Origin of the sequence: Aeoliella fuhlenseeensis, assembly GCF_052161615.1 — a bacterium.
Taxonomy (GTDB): domain Bacteria; phylum Planctomycetota; class Planctomycetia; order Pirellulales; family Lacipirellulaceae; genus Aeoliella.
Genome location: NZ_CP197417.1, coordinates 3,325,973 through 3,342,005 on the forward strand (window position 1 = coordinate 3,325,973; position 16,033 = coordinate 3,342,005).

At 59.6% G+C, this 16,033-nt stretch carries 10 protein-coding genes; 9 read left to right on the forward strand and 1 reads right to left on the reverse strand.

Features of this window, described 5'->3' with window-relative positions; all coding sequences use genetic code 11:
• The first annotated feature begins 756 nt into the window (after positions 1 to 756).
• The 5 genes from SH292x_RS13165 (at position 757) to SH292x_RS13185 (ending at position 6,375) form a co-directional block, all read left to right on the forward strand.
• Positions 757 to 1,896: a trans-sulfuration enzyme family protein gene (locus tag SH292x_RS13165; protein ID WP_442481468.1), complete on the forward strand. Its 1,140-nt coding sequence runs from the start codon at positions 757 to 759 to the stop codon at positions 1,894 to 1,896.
• 145 nt (positions 1,897 to 2,041) lie between these two features.
• A complete protein-coding gene (locus SH292x_RS13170) occupies positions 2,042 to 2,410 on the forward strand; it encodes a CoA-binding protein (protein WP_442481469.1) in 369 nt (122 codons plus the stop codon).
• A 237-nt stretch (positions 2,411 to 2,647) separates the two neighbouring features.
• The gene (locus SH292x_RS13175) at positions 2,648 to 3,445 is read left to right on the forward strand and encodes a PEP-CTERM sorting domain-containing protein (protein ID WP_442481470.1); all 798 of its coding nucleotides are present in this window, start codon (positions 2,648 to 2,650) and stop codon (positions 3,443 to 3,445) included.
• Positions 3,446 to 3,637: 192 nt separating this feature from the next.
• A complete protein-coding gene (locus SH292x_RS13180; RefSeq protein ID WP_442481471.1) occupies positions 3,638 to 5,035 on the forward strand; it encodes a c-type cytochrome in 1,398 nt (465 codons plus the stop codon).
• A 224-nt stretch (positions 5,036 to 5,259) separates the two neighbouring features.
• Entirely contained in the window at positions 5,260 to 6,375 is a 1,116-nt protein-coding gene (locus tag SH292x_RS13185; protein WP_442481472.1) for a hypothetical protein, read from the forward strand.
• Between the two features lie 425 nt (positions 6,376 to 6,800).
• Here the strand turns inward: SH292x_RS13185 and SH292x_RS13190 are convergent, their stop codons facing one another.
• Positions 6,801 to 7,304 (reverse strand): MogA/MoaB family molybdenum cofactor biosynthesis protein, encoded by a 504-nt coding sequence (locus SH292x_RS13190; RefSeq protein WP_442481473.1) that lies wholly within the window; start codon positions 7,302 to 7,304, stop codon positions 6,801 to 6,803.
• A gap of 251 nt (positions 7,305 to 7,555) precedes the next feature.
• Between SH292x_RS13190 and SH292x_RS13195 the strand changes: the two genes are divergently transcribed.
• The 4 genes from SH292x_RS13195 (at position 7,556) to SH292x_RS13210 (ending at position 15,996) form a co-directional block, all read left to right on the forward strand.
• Positions 7,556 to 8,734, forward strand: a complete 1,179-nt coding sequence (locus SH292x_RS13195) for a HEAT repeat domain-containing protein (protein ID WP_442481474.1) — start codon at positions 7,556 to 7,558, stop codon at positions 8,732 to 8,734.
• A gap of 310 nt (positions 8,735 to 9,044) precedes the next feature.
• A complete protein-coding gene (locus SH292x_RS13200; protein ID WP_442481475.1) occupies positions 9,045 to 10,265 on the forward strand; it encodes an IS4 family transposase in 1,221 nt (406 codons plus the stop codon).
• Positions 10,266 to 10,953: 688 nt separating this feature from the next.
• A complete protein-coding gene (locus tag SH292x_RS13205; protein WP_442481476.1) occupies positions 10,954 to 14,142 on the forward strand; it encodes a hypothetical protein in 3,189 nt (1,062 codons plus the stop codon).
• A gap of 942 nt (positions 14,143 to 15,084) precedes the next feature.
• Positions 15,085 to 15,996 carry a sugar phosphate isomerase/epimerase family protein gene (locus SH292x_RS13210; protein WP_442481477.1) on the forward strand — a complete coding sequence of 304 codons (912 nt, stop codon included), beginning with the start codon at positions 15,085 to 15,087 and terminating at the stop codon, positions 15,994 to 15,996.
• Positions 15,997 to 16,033 lie beyond the last annotated feature (37 nt).

Sequence of the window (16,033 nt, forward strand, 5' to 3'; positions counted from 1 at the left end):
CGATTTGCTCATATCCGAATTGGTCCTAAGCGAATGCGGTGATGGAGATCCGGCAGCGGCGAAAGATCGCTTGCAAGCTTTAAGGGTATCTCGCTGCTGGCGGCTACCGAAGAAGTCGATGTATTAGCGCAAGCGCTCATCGATAATCATGCTGTTCCCGCAACCGAAGTCCGTGACGCATTCCACATTTCCTTGGCTGCCGTCCACGGCGTACAATATCTAGTGTCGTGGAACTTCAAGCATATCCTCAACCCTGCCGTACAAGCTCAGATCGCCTTGGTCTGCCGCCAGAGCGGATTTGAACCCGCGGTTCTTTGTACTCCCGAACAATTGCTGGAGTCTCAAAATGATCATTGATCCCACTGAAGACATCAAGAGAATCCGCCGTGCGCTCGCCGCCAAATTCGACAACGATGTAGCACGAATTGGAGAAGATACTCGACTCCAACAGCGTCTCTCCGGCCGTGTTTACATCACGTTGCCCAAGCGACATCCACACCTTTCGCAGCCGGCGGAAAGTTCTGAACGGACCGCAGTGGGTAAGTGACTCTGGCAGGAAGAAAGACTCTGTGGCCACAGCTCTTAGGATGGTTGTGTGTGTTTGGGCCAGAGGGGAAAGTGTCGGAGAGCTGAGATCCCCCGAACCTCATCCCGACCAATTCCCTCAACTAACTAACCATCCAATCGCAGAATTCCCCGAGGATTCCGCACCCACCGGCCCTCGACGCACCACCCGCCGCCTACCATACTGGCCGCATGCAATTCAGAACTCGCGCTATTCATGTCGGCAACGAACCGTGTCCTCAAACGGGCGCGGTGGTGCCACCGATTTACCTCGCCAGCACGTTCGTCCAGCACGAAGCCGGGGTGTGGCGGGAGTTTGATTACTCGCGGAGTGGCAACCCCACGCGGTCGTGCTTCGAAGAGACCATCGCCCACCTCGAAGGGGGTTACGGCGCCATGGCGTTCGGCACCGGCATGGCGGCGACCAGCTGCGTGATGGCCATGCTCAAGAGTGGCGACCACGTCCTTGCCGGCAGCGACATCTATGGCGGTACCTACCGCCTGCTGCACAAGATCTCGAACCGCGCGGGCATCGAAACCACGCTCGCCGACTCGACGAACCTCAAGGCGTTCGCCGCGGCGATCAAACGGAACACCAAGCTCGTGTGGATCGAGTCGCCCGGCAATCCGCAGATGTCGATCACCGACATTGCCGCGTGTGCCAAGATTGCCCACGACGCTGGCGCGCTCTTGGGCATCGACAGCACCTTCGCCACCCCCGTCCTGACGCGGCCCATCGAACTCGGTGCCGACATCGTCATGCACTCGGCCACCAAGTACATCGGCGGCCACAGCGACGTCATGGGGGGTGTGCTGGTCGCCAACACCGAGCAGCTCTACAAGGACCTTTACTTCGTCGCCAACGCCACGGGCGGCATCATGTCGCCATTCGAGTCCTACCTCTGCTCGCGCGGACTCAAGACTCTCGAACTCCGCGTTCGCGAGCAAAGCAAGACCGCCATGCTGCTCGCCGAATGGCTCGAGTCGCACCCCCGCGTCACCAAAGTTCGCTACCCGGGCCTCAAATCGAACCCGGGCCACGAACTCGCGTCGCGCCAGATGGACGGGGGATTCGGCGCAATGATGTCGTTCGACATCGATGGCGACTTCAACGAAACGAAGCGCGTGGTCGGTGCCACCAAGCTGTTCCGCCTCGCCGTGAGCCTCGGTGCTGTCGAGTCGCTCATCGAGCAACCCGCCAGCATGTCGCACGCCAGCTACGATGCCGCCGACCGTGCGAAGCACGGCATCACCGACGGCATGATCCGCCTGAGCGTCGGCCTCGAAGCGTTCGAAGACCTCCGCGATGACTTGGCTCAGGCGATCGGCTAAGCTTTAGAATCAGTCGCCGATGAACGCGGATTTTGGCGGAAGCGCGCGGATCAGATAGAGATTGGGTACAATCTTGGAGATCTAGATCCGCGGCTATCTGCCATGATCTGCGCGGATCCGCGACGAATTCTTATTCGGAGGCTGTATGAATCCCAAGCCCACCGTCGCCATCCTCGGGGCCAGTGCCGACCCCGCGAAGTACGGCTACAAATCGCTTCGCGCCCACCGCGCCAACGGCTACGACGTCTACCCAGTAAACCCCAAGGGGGGTGAGATCGAAGGCCTCACGGTCTACACATCGCTCGCCGACGTGCCGGTCGAGCATCTCGATCGCATCAGTGTCTACTTGCCCCCGGCGATTGGCATGACGGTGCTCGACGAGATCGCCGCGAAGGGCTGCGGCGAACTATGGCTCAATCCCGGCAGCGACGATCCCGCGGTGGTCGAGCGAGCTCAGGAACTGGGTCTTAACGTCATCCAGGCGTGCAGCATCGTGGACGTACTGGAACGATAAGTGATCGGAGTGGACCGAGGCCTGCTGCGTGCGAAATCTTAAACTGGCAGATCGCTCCAATAGTAGATTTACCCTAGCCAGAATTTTTTAGACCATTTTTAGAATTTGATCCTTGACGGTAATTCTACGACCACCGTAAGGTGAAGACCTTCGATCACGGCGGATTGTCTATCCCGCCGTCCGAAACAGGGGCGATAGCGTTCTGCTATTTTTTCTTCTTTATTCGAGGTAGGTCTAATGAATTTCTTGAGAAGTAGCTTCAAGGCTACGTTGGTGCTTCTTGCGCTGGCAATAGTGCAGGGTGCCATTGCGGCCCCGATCACCGGGGATTTGAACGGCGACGGGTCGGTCAATTTGATGGACTACGTGACATGGAGCGACGCCGGTGGGACTTCTGGCGAACTGGATGGCTGGCGCGCAGCGTATGGCAGCCCATCGCCCGCCACCCTGCACAGTGATGACGCCTCGATCATGTCTGTTGGCCCAACTGCTTCGGCAATCGGCATTGAAAACGGCAGTATTATCGAGTGGATTGCCTACTTCACCCCCGATCCGAGTCTGTACTTCGATCCGCCCGCTGATAACCCCGACCGTGGGGTGGGAACTAGCATGGGCGTGGGCTTTAATTACGAAGTTGCCGCCGGCACGTTGATTCCCAGCAGTGTTATGCTTCTGTCGCCCTTTGATTTCGACCCCATGTTCCCTGGCTCGGATCCCTATACGGGTAGCGTCGTGGAGGGAATCCAGCTCCACGCATCCACGGCCAGTGTCATGGGAGGAGGCGTCGTCGACGCCATCTTTCTGCCAGCGGGTTCGGAATGGATTACCGCGTTTGGCCCCGCAACCGCGATCAAATTTTCCACTACTGCTGGAGGACGCGAGTTGACGTTCGGTGGTGTCGTGGCTCAAAGTCAACTCCCTAACGAAATCATCCTGGCACCGCAGACCGCACAGGCTGTTCCAGAACCTTCAGCCCTGCTCCTGATCGGTTTACTGGTGGGCTGTGCCTTGATGGGACACGCTCGTCGCACGTAATCTAATTGTCCCTTAAGTGGACGCTTAGAGGCGTCGTGCAGCCAGTCTGCACGATGCCTTTTCCATGCGTCTTCTCTTTATGCGACGAATTGCCGCATCCGCAGGCTCGCGTTGGATGGTAGGATTGGGTCATTCCATGCTGCCCCCTCTACAATTCGGGGCTTGTTGCCCAACCCCTGCAATCGTGCTGCCGTGTTTCCCTATTACCCGATCAACGAATTCGGCCCCGTAATGAAGGGGATGGTCATTGGCGGGCTCGGCATTTTTCACGTATTCCTTGCCCAGTTCGCCATCGGCGGCGGCATGCTGCTTTGCTACTTCCAGTGGCGGGACAACCGCTATGGCGACCAGCTCGCCCGCCGGTTTGTCGATGGCTACTTTCGCTGGCTGGTGCTGGTGAGCTTCGTCACCGGGGCGCTCACTGGCGTCGCCATGTGGTTCACGACCATTCAAATCAGCCCGCGAACCATCGGCATGATGGTCGACGAGTTCCATTGGCTGTGGGCGACCGAGTGGACGTTCTTTTGCCTCGAAGTGATCAGCGGCTACGCCTTCTACCGCTACGCCAAAGTGCTCGATGGTCGCACGCGGCTTACACTACTCATCCTCTACGCCTTCGCGGCATGGATGAGTTTGTTCTGGATCAATGGCATTCTCTCCTGGCAGCTAACGCCGGGCGATTGGCTGGACCGCGGCCACGTGTGGGCCGGATTTTTTAATGCCACGTTCTGGCCTTCGCTCATCTATCGCACGCTCGCGGCGATGGCGATTGCGGGCCTTGTCGCCGCGGTGGTGGTCAACGTCGCCCGCCAGTTCACGCCCGACGAAAAACTAACACTCGTACGGCAGGTGTTCTGGTTCCTCGCACCGATGGCGCTGATGCCCTTCATCGGGGCCTGGTATCTCGCGATGCTTCCGGCCGACAGTCGCGGCTGGGTGATGGGGGGCAGCATCGCGATGACGCTGTTCTTTTCGCTGGGGGCCGGTGCCTCGGCGCTGATCGGTGCCTACGCCCTGGCGATGCTCATCAAGCCAAGGCTGTTCGTCAACGGCGCAACCGCCCTGTTGCTGGTGATGCTGGCCTTCGCAGCGACCGCCGGTGGCGAGTTCGTCCGGGAGGGGGTTCGCAAGCCCTACACCGTGCGGCACGAACTCTACTCCAACAGCATCACCGAAGACGAAGTCGCCTACTTCCGCCGCGTTGGCTCCGTCGCCAACGACCCTTACCCGCTCGTGAACCCCGATCAGTATCCCACCGCGCAGTTGCAACTTGGTGCCAAGGTGTTCCGCATGCAGTGCGGCATCTGCCACACCATGGACGGCGCGAACGGCCTGGTGCACCTCGCCGGCACCTGGAGCGTCGAGCAACAACGCCTCAACATCGCGCAGCTGCAACACACCAAACCGTTCATGCCTCCTTTCGCCGGAACGCCCGAAGAGCTCGAAGCCCTAGTGCAAATGATCCGCTGGTGGCACGACAGTCGGCCGACCGAATGGAAGCCGCCCGTCGATTCCGAAGCTTTCGCGCGAATCGAGGAGTACATGGAAGAAGCCGGCACCCAATCGATGATTCCGCGGCCTGGGAGTTGAAGAAGAATTAGACGCGGATCTTCGCGGATCTGGCCAGATTTCCGCGGATAAGAGTTTTGATTTTTGGATCCACGTTCAACGAGTCTGCAGCGCTGTTTCAACAAGGCGAGAGTAGTCCCAATCGATTCCCCTCGGACCCAAAGTTAACAAATCCGCGTCCATCCTGCCCAATCCGCGAAGATCCGCGACTAATTCCTTTCGTTCCGCGCGCCATTCGACGTCACATGTTCGCCCTCCAGCTACACACCGAAAACCTGCTCTACCTCGTCCTCTACTTGGTGACGCTGGTACTGCATGTCGTGGCGATGAACTACGTCGTCGCCGGCGCGATCGTCGTCGCGGGGGCCGGCGTGTGGCGGCTGTTTGGCAGCTACTGCGATGCCACCGGAACGATCGTTGCCGTGCTGAAAGACTGGCTGCCCTTCGCCCTGGGCGTGACCATCACGTTGGGCGTCGCGCCGATCCTGTTCATTCAACTGCTCTACAAGCACCCGTTCTACACGGCCAACTTGTTGCTGTTCCACCGCTGGATGTCGATCCTGCCGGTGCTGATCGTCGCGTTCTACCTGCTCTACCTGCAGAAAAGCAAATGGATCGAACATCGTGGCCAACTGCTGCGAACCAGCGTCGGGCTCGGTGTCGTCGCGATGTTCCTGTTCGTCGCTTGGAGCTGGTCGGAGAACCACCTGCTGTCGCTCGCCAGCCAACAAACGTGGACCGACCACTACGCCGCCGGCCGGATGTGGTACGCCACGCCGGAACTCGCTCCCAGGCTGTCGCTGTTCCTCATTGCTTCGTTCACCAACCTGGCCTTACTCCTCGCTTGGCAACTCCGCGGCCGCGCGACCACAACGATCGTCCACCGGCTTGCCCTTTTCGCGGGCGTCGGCGTCGTCGGCTCATTGGCCGTCGCCGCTTGGTACTGGTTCGCAGTCCCCGAAGTCGTTCGTTCCGAGATCCTCAAACCGGGCAATCAACTGATTCTCGTTGCTGCCGTTGCTGGCGTCGTGGTCTACGGCGTCGCCTGGGCGTGGATGGCGCACCGTGGACGGATTCCACGCCAGATGCTGTGGCTGATAACCTTCGCCCTGACGCTCGCCACGTGCTCCGCCGCCCTGCTCCGCGAAATCCGCCGCTACGTAGCCCTAGTAGAAGTCGACCACTGGCAAAGCGCCGTCGACGCCACCCAGGAATCCGCCCGACTCGGCGGCCTCGGCGTCTTCCTCTTCTTCGCAGTCCTTAACGCCGCCGCCATCGCCTGGGTCTTCAAACTAGTCCAAAACCGTCCCACCGAGGCGAGCGGGGCCCGTAAGGGCCGTGGTGGTCCAAAAGGTGAGTAGGTGAGTAGGTGAGTAGGTGAGTAGGTGAGTAAGTGAGGAAGTGAGGAAGTGAGTAAGTGAGTAAGTGAGTAAGTGAGTAAGTGAGTAAGTGAGGAAGTGAGGAAGTGAGGAAGTGAGGAAGTGAGGAAGTGAGGAAGTGAGGAAGTGAGGAAGTGAGGAAGTGAGGAAGTGAGGAAGTGAGGAAGTGAGGAAGTGAGGAAGTGAGGAAGTGAGGAAGTGAGGAAGTGAGGAAGTGAGGAAGCGCAACGCACCATAGAAGTCCCAATAGCCGACGACTTACGTGTCGTCGGACAAACCTCTCGATCTTGGTACGTGTTCATCAACAAGCTGAGTCCCCTTTCGCACGAGATCCTTCCGTCGCTAAGGCTCCCTCAGGATGACATAAGTTCAGGGTCCCTCAGAGGACCTAACTCGGAGCAGACTCCCTACTTCCGAGCCTCATGCACCAAGTGCCCCAGCTCCGGCACGATCAGCTTCTCCATCGCCAGCCTTACCGCCGCGGTCGAGCCCGGCATCGTCAGCACGATCGTCTGGTCGCACAGCCCGCCAACCGCTCGGCTAAGCATCGCGGCCGCGCCGATTTCCTGATAGCTAAGCATGCGGAATAATTCGCCGTAGCCTGGCAGAAGTCTGGTAAGCATTAGCGCCACCACCTCGAACGTATTGTCGCGGGCCGAGATGCCGGTGCCGCCGGTGATCAGCACGGCGTCGATCGTTTCGTTCGCCACCCATTGCTCGAGCATCGCCTGCACCAGCATCGGCTCGTCCGGCACGATTTCGCGATCCGCCACCTCATGCCCCGCCGCGGCCAAGAGCTCGATCACCAGCGCCCCACCTTTGTCGGTCTCGAGCGTCCGGGTGTCGCTGACCGTCAGCACCGCCACACGGAGCGAAGTTTCACCGGCCTGACGATGCTGCTGGACGGACATGTCGCGTACTCAATAGATTGGAAGAACTCAACAGTGGGAGGGCTCTCCGAGCCCGAAAGGAACCTGCCAGGGAACTCCGCCCCCGGCTGCATTTTTCGCGGCGCCCCTCGAGACACTCCCCGCCCCGACATAACCGCTACAATCGGCGGCCAACCCCTTGGAACTCCAAACTCTTGACTGGCACCCGCCAGGTCGGCCTCTCTATAATAGTGGGTAGTCTGCTGGCCGTGACCCTGCCTCCTCCAATTGCCATGCGAACCACAATTGCTATCGCCCTTTGCCTGCTCGCCGCGCCAGCGTTCGCGGACGACGTGCTGCTGGGCACCGGTGGCCGAATCAGTGGCAAGCTCGAACAGCTCGAAGATGGCAGCTATCGCCTCACGACCCCTGCTGGCACCGTGGTCGCCCTCGAACGATCGCAGGTTTCGTCGGTCAGCTACTCGACGGCCGAGTCCGAAAAATACGCTGCCCGCGCCCGTACCGCTCCCGACACCATCGAGGCCCAAATGGCACTGGCCAACTGGTGCCGCGAGCATAACCTGAATAGCGAAGCCACCAAGCACGCCGAGCGCGTTGTGGAGCTCGACCCCACGAACGCCGAAGCACGCCAGATGCTCAACTTCCGCAACGTCGATGGCGAGTGGATGACCCGCGAGCAGATGATGTCGTCGCGCGGTCTGGTTTTCCACAGCGGCAAGTACCGTACCCGGCAGGAAGTGGCACTGCTCGAAGCCGAGGGCAAACACAAAGAGCTCGCCACGCACTGGACCACCGAAATCAAGAAGTGGCGTCGCTGGCTAGGCGATCGTCGTCCCGAGCGGGTTCAGGAAGCGATGGCCGCCTTCGAACAAGTAAGCGACCCCTTGGCCGGCCCGCCGATCGTCGAACTCCTAGATGCCGAGAAAGACCCCGCAGTGCGACGCATGCTCGCCCGAGCCGCCGCACGCATCAATCATCAATCGACCGTCAACGCGTTGGTGCTGTTGTCGCTCAACGACCCCGACGAAGAACTCCGCCTGAGCGCGCTGGAGTCCCTCGTCAACTCGGGCCGTGGCGGTGTCACCGAAGCCTACGTCAAAGCCCTGCGAAGCAACGAGAACGTCGTCGTCAACCGCGCCGCAGTCGCGCTAGGTAGCCTCGAAGACCAGTCCGCAATCAGTCCGCTGATCGACGCGCTCATCACCAAGCACAAAAAGGTGACTGGGGGAAGTAGCGGCGGCGACACCTACTCGTTCAATCCTACCAGTGGCGGATTCTCGATGGGGGGCGGCGGACCGAAAGTCACCGAGGGCCGCCTCCAAAACCCCGACGTCCTGAGCGCCCTGGTGCGTCTCACCGGCGAGCACTACGGCTACGACCGAGAGCTCTGGAAAAAGTGGCTCTCCACTCAAGCCCGCATGGTCCAAGTCGACCTTCGCCGCGATAAGTAGCTTCGCTCCTCTTCACTCTTCTCTCGTTCCCACGCTCCCGCGTGGGAATGTATGGCCAGCCGCTCCGCGGCCTCTTGTTAGCGGGTGTCACCGACTTTCGGCCGCAACAAACTTCGCCACCTCGCAACCTATCCAAGGCCGATTGTCGGTGTGCGGAGCACGAGAGGTTTTGACGCTGCGGCAAGTAGGCCGCGATCAAGCTCCGCGCCAATCCTGTTCGGCCCGCGATTTGCGCCTCACTAAGTTTAGACTTAGCGGGGCTCTTATTTTTGGGCTTGCGCGATGGAATCAGGTGGATTCTACTAGTTGCATGGCGAGTCCTAAGCGCAAGTTGGTCGAGGCCCGGGAGGTAACGGGGCTAAAGTACTTTGATGTGCTTGCTCCGCTGTTGGGGCGGTTGCACGAGGTGGGGTGCGAGCGGGATCGGGCCGGGAATCGGCAGTTGCACTACGACCAGTACTGCATGCTGGTGCTGTTGTATTTTTACAATCCGGTCGTCTCCTCTCTGCGGGCGATCCAGCAGGCCAGCGAACTGAAGAAGGTACAGAAGAAGCTAGGCTGTCCCCGAGCTTCGCTCGGCTCGCTGTCCGAAGCCACGCGGGTGTTCGATCCCGAAGCCCTGCAGGGCGTGATTGCGGATTTGGCCGATCAACTCCAGCCGCTGGATCGTGATGCACGAGTTAAAGATATCCGCCATACGCTGATGCTGGTCGATGGAACCTTGTTAACGGCCCTTCCACGCATGATGGAGGCGGCCGTTCTAAAGCAGCAGACCGGATCGGGCCTCGTGAAATGGCGATTGCACACCCAGTTCGAAGTGGATCGACACCTGCCACACATCGAAGTGACCGACGGCACTAACGGGGGAGACAACGACGAACGGGTGGTCCTGGCCCGTCATCTACGCAGCGATTGCTGCTACGTGATGGACCGCGGTTACGCCAAGTTCTCGCTGTTCAATCAGATTCACCAGATGAATAGCAGCTATGTCTGCCGGATTCGCGACAATAGCCGGATCGAGACCATCGAGTCGCGACCATTAAGCGAAGAAGACCAAGCCGCGGGGATCGTGAGCGACGAAGTCGTCCAACTCGGTGGCCTGAAGGCCAAGGAGACCGGCAGAATCGATCATTCGGTACGGGTAGTGACGATTCGCGTCACACCGCATCCCAAACGCGGAGGGAAAGCGCATTCGGCTCCCGGCAACGATGGCTACCTGCGTCTGGTAACCAACCTGCTCGATCCACCGGCATCGATCATCGCCTTGCTGTACCAGTATCGCTGGGCAATTGAGATCTTCTTCCGCTTCTTCAAGCATATCCTCGGTTGCCGGCACTTGCTCAGTCACGACGAGCGTGGCATCCAGATTCAAACGTACTGCGCGATCATCGCGTGCCTGCTGATCAGCCTGTGGACGGGGCGTAAGCCCACGCTGCGGACGTACGAAATGATCTGCTACTACCTGTGTGGAATGGCCGACCAAGAGGAGCTCTTAGCGCACATTAAGAAACTCCAGCCGCAGGGTGCCTAGGGGACTCGCGTCTTCTCGACAGCGAGAAGGATGACTGCTGCGCGGATGGCTACAACACCATCCCTCCCTCTAAACTCCAAGGCACTCGACCTCCCAACAACACACTCCGTAAGCAACCGAAAGCTAAACAGCAATCATCGGGCCGAACAGGATTGGCTCCGCGCCGATCCGGCAAATCACGCTTTGCAGCCGAGTAGTACTCGCAACGTCCTTCCCCTAGCGTAGCGGCGACGTCGCAACACTAGGCTGACACATACAATCCCTTCGGAATACTCTCACCCCAAACTATGCCGAAGGCATTACGTCTGTCGGCCCAGGGTTGCAGCGAATGCTGCTACCCTGGGAAAGCGTCAGGCCATCCTTTGTCCCCTCTCCCCCGTTTCGCTCGCGCGCATGCCCCACCACTCTCTCACGCCCAGCCGCGAGCGAAATGGGGGAGAGGGCTAGGGTGAGGGGGCCGGCGCCGCGATGGAACTCAGCATTTTCCTTCTTAGGCGAGCCGGGGCGTCCCCGCCCCCGGAAAGGACGCCGATCGCAAACCGTCGCCTCTCAATAAGTCTCCGGTCGCTAACGCTCCCGGCTCGCCCTCATCTCCCCAAAACCACTAATACCCCCAATTCGAACCCCCGACTACAATAAACCCCTTACCCCGAAACTCCGCGAAAACACCCCCAAGGTGCCCCGCCAAGTGAATCGACTCACCCTCGCCCTGCTCGTCGCCACGTTTGCCTTCGCCCCCACCGCGACGCACGCCGCCACCGCCATTTGGATCGGACCGGAAAATGGCAGTTGGTCGGACCCGGCGAACTGGTCGACGGGTGCGGTGCCGGGGAACCAGGACTCTGTCGTCGTCGACAACGATCCTCTTCAGACAAGCGTACTCCTCACCGCCACTGAGATTACCGCAGTCGATTCGCTTCGGGTGGATGCCTATGACGAACTGACCGTGACCTCTAACGTCTTCTTCGCTGACAATACGCAACTGGCAGGTACGATTCGAATTGCGCCAGGTGGAAGGTTTGATACCACTGGCCCGCTACTTATTGAATCGACGGGTCAGGTCGTCCTCACCGAAGGTGCTCCGGCGCAGTTAACATCCACGGGCACTCCCGCTAGCCTCTGGTGGAACCAAGGCATGATCCGCGGTGCCGGTACCGTTCGCCCGCAGGGCACATTTCTGAACGAAGGAACTCTCTCCGCCGATGTGGCCGCCAGCATATTGGACATTCAACCCTATGCTGTGCTCAACTCGACCATACTTACCAATTCTGGACTCGCGCAGGCTGTGGGCGGGGGAGAGCTACGCTTTCGCTACAGCGGATCGCAGCCCACCACCATCCAGCAGCCGGGCAACATTGGCCGCATTGAGGCCGGCCCTCTCTCAAAAGTGACGCTCGAACGTATCCTCCTCGAAGGAGGGAGCCTCGCGTCGCTCTCCGACGCCAGCGGCAGTGGAGTTGTCGACACTACTGACACGGCGTTTGACAATGTTGCATTCGAAGGGACCATTAACGCTACGCGCGGCACTCTGGCTGGCAGCATCTCCAACTCCGGCACGTTCCAAGTCCTGCAAAATGTCACCTTCGCCCGAGAAACTGTCGAACTCTCCGGCGGAGGAGTCGTCCAACTCGCCAATCCCTCGACGGCGTTACCAGGGGCCACCATTGCAACCGTAGCCTTTGGTGGCTCGCCAAATTTCGCGCGGCTTCGCAATCATGACAACACGATCCGTGGTGCCGGTCGAATCACTCTCAATGGGAGTGCGCTCGACAACCGGGGTATCATCGAAACCGGCTTCGGCAGTGACGATTTGCTTGATCATCCCCACCGCAATCTCTCCGTCGAACAAGCGATGATCACCAACACGGGGCTACTCCGTGCCACCGCCAACGCCACTCTCGGGTTAAGCAACAGCACCGTTACCAACTACAACAGCGATACGCGCGGAGTGATCGAAGCTCAGCCGGGGGGAACAGTTGAACTGTGGGCGACAACGATCCAGGGAGGTATTCTTCGCGCCATTCCCGCCGAGCAAGGGTCCATGTCGTCCGATGGCGTGGTCCGATTCGTTACTTCCACGTCGCGTCTCTCCAATCTAAGGCTTGAAGGCAACATTGGAACAAGCACGAACCAAGTTACGGTCGATGGACGTATCGAAATCGATGGTACGCTTCGAGCCACCGAGCTCTACCTAGCTGCCAGCACCCAATTCGTCGGCGGCGTCGTAGCACTGGGAGAAAACGGCGGGCAGCTAAGACTGGCCACCGGAGTTTCGAGTTCCACGCCTGTGTCCCTCACCCTTTCCGACACCACCCTCCGCATCGGATCGGTGACCACGCCAGCAACCAACCTTCAGATCGACAATCGGGGCGCAATCGTCGCCATTCCTAACGCGACGGCGAGTCTTTCACCAAGCCAAGTTGTAGTAAACTCAGGGCTCATTCATGCCCAAGCGGGGGCGCGACTGGCCCTATTCGCCATCGAGACTCCCCAAGCGGCCACCGGTGCCGAACTCCGCGTCGACGCTGGCGGCGTCATTTCAACCACAAGGCTGGTGGGTGGAAAGGTAGTCTCGGCTCCCGGCACCAATGGCGAACTGTTTAGTGGATCGGTCACCATTTCCAACAGTAGCTCCACTCCACTTCTGCAAGATGTCGTCAATGAAGGTCTCATTCAGATCCAATCTGGCCAACTCGCCGGCATTATCGAGAACCACGGCGTTGTTGAGTTTAGCTTCATCCTCGGCACCTTCTCTCAACGAAGTTCCCTCCTTCAATTCACCGGCACGGGCGAATTGCGACTGCTGGGCCGCCAATTGCAACGAAGCTCTGCTCCCGCGGGGGTGACATTCTTGAACGGTCCTCAGCACACCATCCGCACGCATGGAAGAATTGACTACCTAACTGCCACGTTCATTAACGAGGGCACCGTCCAAGCCGATACCGGCACGCTAACTGTCAGTACGCAGGCGAGGGGTAGTTTCATTCAACACGGCACCCTCCGCACCGTGGGTACTAACACCCTTTACCTCGACCTCTCTCAATCGTTTCTCGATAACGACGGCCAGTTCGACATCAGCCCCACAGGCACCATCGCCATCGCCGGTACTCAGCAGATCAACAACCGCTCCGAGAGCGATATCTTCGTGGATGGGACGTTGGCTACGAACGAGGCCAATCTCACCAACGACGCTGGTGCCACCATCCGCGGCGGCGGAACCATCGTTAGCACGGGCGACACGACCTTGAACCAATCCATCCTCACCAACCACGGACTCGTCGCGCCCGGTTCCACCGTCGGCGACCTTCAAGTTCAAGGCAACTTCGTTCAGTCCGCATCGGGCATACTTGAGATCGATGTCAACGGATTCGAAACTGGCGAGTTCGACCAACTATTGATCGGGACGATCACCCCCACATCTGGCGGCCTCGCCACGCTCGCGGGCACGCTCGATTTCAACTTCGCCGCCGAACTCATCCCCGCGCTCGGTGACGAGCTCGTCGTGCTCACAGCCAAACAGATCACCGGCATGTTCGATTCCATCGAAGGCTTGCCAACTCTTGCCGCGGGGCTCGACTGGCAGATCGATTACCTGCCGACCATGGTCATGGCCACCGTCATCGGACTCACCCCTCCGAATCTCGCCGGCGACTTCAATGGCGATGGCTTCGTAAACCTCGCCGACTACACCGTCTGGCGAGATGGCCTCGGCGACACCCACTCGACCAGCGACTACGACCTGTGGAAACAAAACTTCGGCCGCTCGGCGAACGACCCCACCCCGGAAGCGAATGGGCCCGCCGCGGTCCCCGAACCCACCACCGCGCTCTTGGCCCTCGCCTTCCTGCCCCTGCTTGCTCGCCGAGCCTGGCGCTAGGCCCAAACCGGGTGGCACGGACCCGCAGCCGCTTCCCGCCCTACTACGCCAAATGATTTTCCCGCCCTGCCAACCATTTCTCACAAAATGTCCACGCGTACACATTGGCCCTTGACAAACGCATGTACATTTGATACAATACAGCCTGTTCGTCGTACGCGTGGGGCGTTGGACGCGGGGGCGGATTTAGGTAGGCCGTATCAAGCCTGCGCCGATACGGCAGGTTACGCTGAATCCAATCGCGAATCATCAACCACTTGCGCCTCTAACGCCCTAGCCACGAAGTGGCGCGCTGCGACAGCCCAGGACGAAGTCCTGGGAACTCGTTGCCAATAACGACCTTAGTCCCGAAGGGACGCGCTACCTTAGCGCGCTCTTTCAGAGCTAGCCGCTTCGCGTCTTTGCGCCTTGGCGTGAGACACAATCCAACCTACGCCCGAGGAACCCATTGTGAGACCGAACATATTCAACACTCGGTGCGCCGGGTCGGCGCGGAGCTTGACCCGGCCTACTAAACTAAATGGAACGCTCACTCGCAAACTCAGCCCCCACCCCAACCCTCCCCCGAGACGTCGTTGCGATTCGTGCGAAGTCCCATGGAAGAAAACCTCGCGCAACGACTTGGGGGAGGGAGTAAGAGACGAGTAATGTCGCACCTGCGGGTTGCCCCTGCGACTTTATCCGAGGGCACCCTACGAGCAGACCATGATTCCAGCCGAGAAAACACGACACTTTTTCACGCCCCCGCGAAATGAGCCAACGAGTAAAGTCGCACCCAATGAAAAAGTCACGAAAGTGCGACTTTATCCCCGGCCGTGAAACCCAGGCAGCCTGCCGTGTCTGCGAGTAGAATTGCCCGCGAACTCGGAACCCTTATCAGCCTACATGCCCTCCCCTAAACTGGTTCGAGGAACTTCATCCCCTCGCACAAGGAACCCTCCCATGCAACTTGGTTTCGTGAGCGCCATTTTTGGCGATCTGCCACTCGAAGAAGTGCTCGCCTTCGCCGGTGGCGAGGGATTTGATTGCGTCGAGGTCATGTGCTGGCCACCCGGCGGGCCCGACCGCAAGTACGGCGGCGTCTGCCACATCGACGTGTCGAACTTCACGCAAGCGATGGCGGACGACGTGCGGGCGCTGCTCGACAAACATCGTGTGGCGATCTCGGCGCTCGGGTACTATTCCATCCCGCTTTCGGCAAACGAAGACCAAGCCACCGCCGCGATCGCTCACCTGCACAAAGTAATCGACGCCGCGCCGATGCTTGGCCTTAATAACGTCAACACGTTCGTTGGCGCGAATCAGTACAAAACACTCGACGAGAATTTCGAGCTATTCACGCAGGTCTTCCCTCCGATCGTTCAGCACGCGGAAGAGCGAGGGATCTTCCTCGGCATCGAGAACTGCCCGATGCTCTACGCCAAGACTTGGCCCACGGGGCTCAACATCGCTCGTTCGCCTTCGATGTGGCGGCGGATGTTCGAGGCGATTCCCTCCAAGCACTTCGGTTTGAACTACGACCCGTCGCACCTGCGGATGCAGTTCATGGATCCGATCGCTCCGATTCGCGAATTCGGTTCGCGCATCCTCCACACGCACGCCAAGGACATGCGCATCGATGTCGAGCGACTGAACGACGTGGGATCGCTCGTCCCGCCGATGGACCGCGCAACCGCCAAGGTGCCGGGCTTGGGTGACATCGACTGGGGCAAGTGGATCGGGGCCCTGTCGGATGCCGGTTACCAAGGCCCCGTGTGCATTGAGGTCGAGGACGAGGCGTTTACAGAGACGCTGGAACTTAGGAAACAATCGCTGCGAATCGCCCGAAATACGATGCGTCCCCTCATTGGTTAGTCCGTTTGGTTAAGATTTCGCGCCCCAAGGCGGGCCT